Raw genomic sequence first — 5,474 nt, forward strand, 5'->3', positions numbered from 1 at the left:
AGGTGGTGGCGCGGGTCGCGGCAGCCGGGCTAGAGCTTGCGAAGTCCACTGAGGACCCTTTCGAGCAGTGTCACGTCGGGCTGTCCGCCGGATTCGCCCCCGGCGGCGGGCTGGTGGATGGCGACCAGGCCGGCTTCGGCGAGGTCGGCGACGAGGATGCGCGCCACACCCAGCGGCATGGTCAGCAGGGCGGAGACCTCCGCCACCGACTTGATCTCACGGCAGAGTGTGCAGATCCGCTGGTGCTCGGGGAGCAGGGTGTCGATCCGCTCCGGCGAGGCTGTGGAGGAGACCAGCGCCTCGATGGCCAGCTCGTACCGGGGCCGGGTGCGCCCACCGGTCATGGCGAACGGCCGGATCAGCGGCTCGTCGTCCTGCCCGGCGTCGTGGTGGTAGTCACTCGGGAAGTCCTCGGCATAGCCGTCGGAGGGCGACCGGTCCTCGTACGGGGCCTGGGGCGCGTTGTGCCCGTAGCCGTCGTAGGTGCCGGTCTGCTGCTGCTGCGGGTACGACCGGTCGTACTGCTGACCGTAGTCCTGGCCGTATCCGTCGGACCCTGGCCAGCGCCGGCCTTCCCCGCGCTGCGGGAACTGCTGCCCGCCTCCGGGGCGACCCTGGGCGCCGCTTCCTCCGGGCCCGTAGCCACCGGTGCCAGGGGCACTGAAGGCGTCATGGCCCGTTCCGGGATACGGAACACCGTATGGACCGCTGCGGTCGTCGGGCGGTGTCACGGTTCCTCCTCACATAGAGCGACGGGGCGGTGCGACTGGTGCTGTGCTGTGCAGTGTCCGGTCTCACTACTACCGGCGGTCGTACAACGGCCGATCCCGGGCCCTCCGTCAGGGGGCCCGGGACTGACCGGGAGGTGCGTCCGAAGAGGCTAGTGCAGCAGGCTGCCCTGCAGTTCCGCGCGCAGTGCCGGGGTGAGCACTGCGCCGGCGCGGTCCACCAGCAGCGCCATCTCGTAGCCGACGAGGCCGATGTCGGAGTCGGGGGAGGCCAGGACCGCCAGCGAGGAGCCGTCGGAGATGGCCATCAGGAACAGGAAGCCCCGCTCCATCTCGACCACGGTCTGGTTGACACTGCCGCCCTCGAAGATCCGGGACGCGCCGGACGTCAGCGAGGTCAGTCCGGAGGCCACCGCGGCGAGCTGGTCGGCCCGGTCGCGGGGGAAGCCGTCGGACATGGCAAGGAGGAGTCCGTCGGCGGAGACCACCACCGTGTGCGACACCCCGGGGGTGTTGTCCACGAAATTGGTGATCAACCAGTTCAGATTCTGTGCCGCCTGGCTCATCTGACTCAACTCAACGCTCCTGGTGGTTCGAGCCGCCGAAGAGATCGGTGCTGCCGTGCTGTTCGTTGCCGCCGTTGTCGATCCGGAAGCTGCCCGTCACCGACGGGTCACCTCCGGCACTGCGGCCCTGCTGGACTCCGCGGCGCAGGTTGGTGAGCCGGCCGCGCACCTCCTCGGGGGCCCGGGAGATCTGGGGGCCGTCCTGGGAGTTCGTCTGGGCATTGCCCGGGACGAGGTTCTGCTTGGGGACCCGGCGGGGCAGGCCCGACGACGTCACACCGCCCGCGCTGGGCTCGCGGACCTGGTCCGCGCGCTCCCACGAGCCGTCGTTGGGCGTCTGCCAGGGGGCCGGACCGGGGGCCGCGGTGGGCCCGGGCAGGCCCGTACCGTCGGCCGGGGCGCTCTCCCGTGCCCCGGTGAACCAGTTGGGCTTCTCGCCGGCCTCCAGGCCGCCGATGGCCCGGTTGCCCAGGCTGCTGTTGCTGTTGCCGCCTGCCAGTGCCTGGCCGGGGCGCCGCTGGGGCAGCCCGGAGGCGGTCTGCGCCGGGGGGGCCGGAGCCTCGGCGGCCGGGGGGACCGCCGTGAATCCGTCATGATCGTAGCCGTTGCCGCCGTCGCTGTTGAAGCCGTCGGACCCGTAGCCGTTGGTGTGCGGCTCCGCGAACTGCCCACCCGCGTACGGGTCGGCGGGGAACTCCTCGGCGTACGCCCGCTGGGCCGAGTCGTAGGACTCGGGGTAGCCGGCCTGCTCGAACCCCTCCGGGGCGTAGCCCTCGTCGGTGTAGGCCGTCGCGGGGTATCCGTCGCCCTGGTAGCCCTGGGGTGCGAACGCCTGCTCTGGGTACTCCTGCTCGGCGTACTGCTGCTCCGGGTAGCCCTGCTCCGGGTACTCCTGGGTGTACTCCTGCTGCGCGAACTCCTGCCCGGCGAACTCCTGCTCCGCGAACTCCTGTGCCTGGTAGCCCTGGCCGGGCTCCTGGTACTCGTCGTCGGCGTACTCCGGCACGGAGGGCGCGGCGGGCGCGGCCGGCTCGGCGGCGGCCGAGGGGCCGGCCTCCAGCGCGGCCTGGCGGCGCTGCTCCAGCCGCAGCGAGCGGTTCATGGAGTCCAGCGCCGGGCTGAATCCGGCGGCGGCCGAACCGGAGCGCTCGAACCGGCTGTCGTCGAAGCCCAGTTCGGCGGCGCTGCGCAGCTGCTCGAAGGGGTTCTCGGGACCGCTGTCCTGGTCGGCGAAGATCCGGGAGACGGTGAACTGCTCCTCCTCCGGCTCCTGCTCGATGTGCACCTGGGTGAGGTGCGCGGGCAGCATGACCAGCGAGGTGGTGCCGGCGGACTCGCCGGACGGCCGCAGCTGGACCCGGATCTCGTGGCGTTCGGCCAGCCGGCCGACCACGAAGAGGCCCATGCGGCGGGAGATGGTGGCGTCCACCGTGGGCGGGTTCGCCAGCTTGTCGTTGATCTCCGCGAAGTCGTCGCCGGTGAGGCCGATGCCCTTGTCGTGGATCTCCACCAGCACACGGGCGTCGGGCAGCCGGGTCGCGGTGACGTGCACCCGGGTCTGCGGGCTGGAGAAGGTGGTGGCGTTCTCCAGCAGCTCGGCGAGCAGGTGGACCAGGTCCGTCACCGCGGGGCCGACGACATCCGCCTCGGGGATGCCGGAGAGCTCGATGCGCTCGTACTGCTCCACCTCGGAGGCTGCGGCGCGCAGCACGTCGACCAGCGGGACCGGCTGGTTCCAGCGGCGGCCGGGCTCCTCGCCCGCGAGGACCAGGAGGTTCTCACCGTTGCGGCGCATACGGGTCGCCAGGTGGTCCAGCTTGAAGAGGTTCTCCAGCTGGTCCGGGTCGGCCTCGTTGTTCTCCAGGTCGGTGATCAGCGACAGCTGACGCTGAATCAGACCCTGGCTGCGGCGCGACAGGTTGGTGAAGATCGCGTTGACGTTGCCCCGGAGCAGTGCCTGCTCGGAGGCGAGCCGGACGGCCTGCTGGTGCACCTCGTCGAAGGCGCGCGCCACTTCGCCGATCTCGTCGCGTCCGTGCAGCGGGATGGGCTTGACCTGGGTGTCGACCCGCTCCGGGTCGGTCTTGGACAGCCGGTCGACCAGGTCGGGGAGACGGTGGCCGGCGATGTCGAGAGCGGCGGCACGCAGGGTGCGCATGCCGATGATCATAGAGCGTGCGACGAATCCGGTCAGCAGTCCGGCGACAGCCAGTGAGGCCAGCACGATCGCGGAGTTGAGGATGGCGTCGTGCTGGGCCCGCACCTTGATGCGGTGGGCGTCGCCCACCGTCAGGCTGTTGAGCTGGCTCTCGACCGTGCGGTACGTCTGGATGTGCGCGCTGGTGGCGGTCAGCCAGTTGGCCACCGACAGACCCTGCTGGGAGGCGGCGATCATGGCCTGGCTCGCCGAGGCCTTGGTCTGGGCGGAGGCGGCCGCCTGGTAGGCGGCGAGTGCGATGCCGATCTGCTGGTTGACCGTGGGCATCATCCGGCCGCTCTTGGCGGACGCCGCGGCGTTCGCCGCCGCCTCGGCCGTCACCGCCTGCTGGTACAGCCGCATGTCGTCGTCGGTGGTGCCGGACTGGAACTCGCCCAGTGACACCTCCTCCAGCTTGTTGGAGACCGCGATCGCCTGGATCATGTTGGTCGTCTCGGGAGCCGTGAACTGCCCCGTGCCCAGCAGCAGCTGGGTCATCAGCAGACGCTGCGTCGACCCCGAGGCCTTGGCCAGCGCGATCGCGTAGATGGCACGGCCGCGGCTGGTGACCGAGGAGCTGCCGAAGCCGACCTCGTTCTCGTACGCCATCAGCGGTGCGATCAGCACGGAGTAGGCGTTCTGGGTGGCGGTGGGGAAGAGGCGGAGGCTGAAGGCGTTGTCCCGCAGGCTCGGCAGCGAGGACACCAGCTGCTGGAAGGCGATGTTCCGCTTGGCCAGGCGGGTGTCGTCCGAGAGCGGCTTGTACGCCGTGTTGTACGCGGCCAGCGCATGGTCGGTGGCCTGGCGCAGCTGGGTCACCTTGGACTGACTGCCGTGGGTGATGAGCGGGACCGCGGAGAGGTCGCGCTCCTGTTCCAGTGCGTCCGCCAGCGCGGTGGCGGCCTGCGCCAGCCTGGCCGTCTTCTCGGCCCGGTCGGCGGTCCGGTAGTCGTCGATGGAGCTGTTGACCCGCAGGCCGCCGAAGATGAGGGCGATCACCACCGGGATCAGCAGGATGGCGACCAGCCGGGTCGGCACGCGCCAGTGCCGGGGCGAGAACGCCCCCAGCCTGCCGGTGGTGAGCTGCTCGTCGCGACCTGCGGCGGGGCGGCCCGAGCCGGCGGGTGACCGGTCGGCGGAGGGGCGCTCCGGGGAGGGCCCCCTGGGCGCCTCGCGCCCGGGGGCGGGCGTTCCGGCCGCAGTGGGGCCGGCGCCGGGGCTTTCCGCAGAGGCGGCGAAGGGCGTGAACGCGGCGCGGTCCCGGGGAGAGCCGGGGGCTCCCGGCACTCCCTGTCGGGGCTCGGGGCGCCGCTGAGGGGTGACTGGCTGCTTACGCCTCACTCGACAACAACCTCTCGACCGCTCGGCGGCCATGGATCAATCCGGCGGCACTGCCCGGGTCACGGCCTGCTGCGCGGCGGCTCAGACGGAGGTGGCCCGGGAGTAGCTGGAATTTCAGCACGTGCACGGCGGGGGGAACAAACAGCTGTGGATAAGCCGTTGCGGTGGGACAATTGGGGCAGTCGTGGATAAACGGTGATGATCCGCCGAGGATCCATGCGCTCAATGCCCCACGTCGGACACATTGCGTAACGGTCCCGTCGGAAATACCTATCGAACCGTTATGCAGCCGAGGTGCCGTCAGGGGACGGCCGGTGACCGGGGCCACGCCGGCGGGCACCTCCGGGCGCCGCAGGGCGGCCCGCCGTGCGCCGGAGGATGCGCAGACCGGGCCGCCCATCGCGGTTCCCTTACCTCAGCCTGGCGAGGAGGGCGTGCTCGACCAGCGTGATCAGCGCGGACTTGGCGCTGTCCCGGCGGCGGGCGTCGGTGGTGAGGATGGGCGTGTCCGGGCCGAGCTGCAGTGCCTCGCGGACCTCTTCGGGGCTGTGCGGCTGGTGTCCGTCGAAGCCGTTGAGGGCGATGACGAACGGCAGGCCGCTGTTCTCGAAGTAGTCGATGGCGGGGAAGCAGTCGGCGAGG

Annotated in this window: 3 protein-coding genes and 1 pseudogene; all 4 read right to left on the reverse strand. The window is 71.2% G+C overall.

The window, feature by feature from the left end; genetic code table 11:
- Positions 1-29 precede the first annotated feature (29 nt).
- Positions 30-731, reverse strand: a complete 702-nt coding sequence (locus AOK09_RS38440) for a DUF742 domain-containing protein (RefSeq protein ID WP_079063549.1) — start codon at positions 729-731, stop codon at positions 30-32.
- Positions 732-880: 149 nt separating this feature from the next.
- Positions 881-1,294, reverse strand: a complete 414-nt coding sequence (locus AOK09_RS29970; RefSeq protein WP_055590373.1) for a roadblock/LC7 domain-containing protein — start codon at positions 1,292-1,294, stop codon at positions 881-883.
- A gap of 10 nt (positions 1,295-1,304) precedes the next feature.
- Positions 1,305-4,529, reverse strand: a complete 3,225-nt coding sequence (locus tag AOK09_RS29975; RefSeq protein WP_055590374.1) for a sensor histidine kinase — start codon at positions 4,527-4,529, stop codon at positions 1,305-1,307.
- Positions 4,530-5,242: 713 nt separating this feature from the next.
- Positions 5,243-5,474, reverse strand: a pseudogene (locus AOK09_RS29980) (ATP/GTP-binding protein); the annotation flags it as partial.

Source organism: Peterkaempfera griseoplana (genome assembly GCF_001418575.1).
Taxonomy (GTDB): Bacteria; Actinomycetota; Actinomycetes; order Streptomycetales; family Streptomycetaceae; genus Peterkaempfera; species Peterkaempfera griseoplana.

Excerpts from the sequence above, each read along its gene's own strand:
- AOK09_RS29970 (WP_055590373.1), bottom strand. The coding sequence starts at position 1,294 with ATGAGCCAGGCGGCACAGAATCTGAACTGGTTGATCACCAATTTCGTG.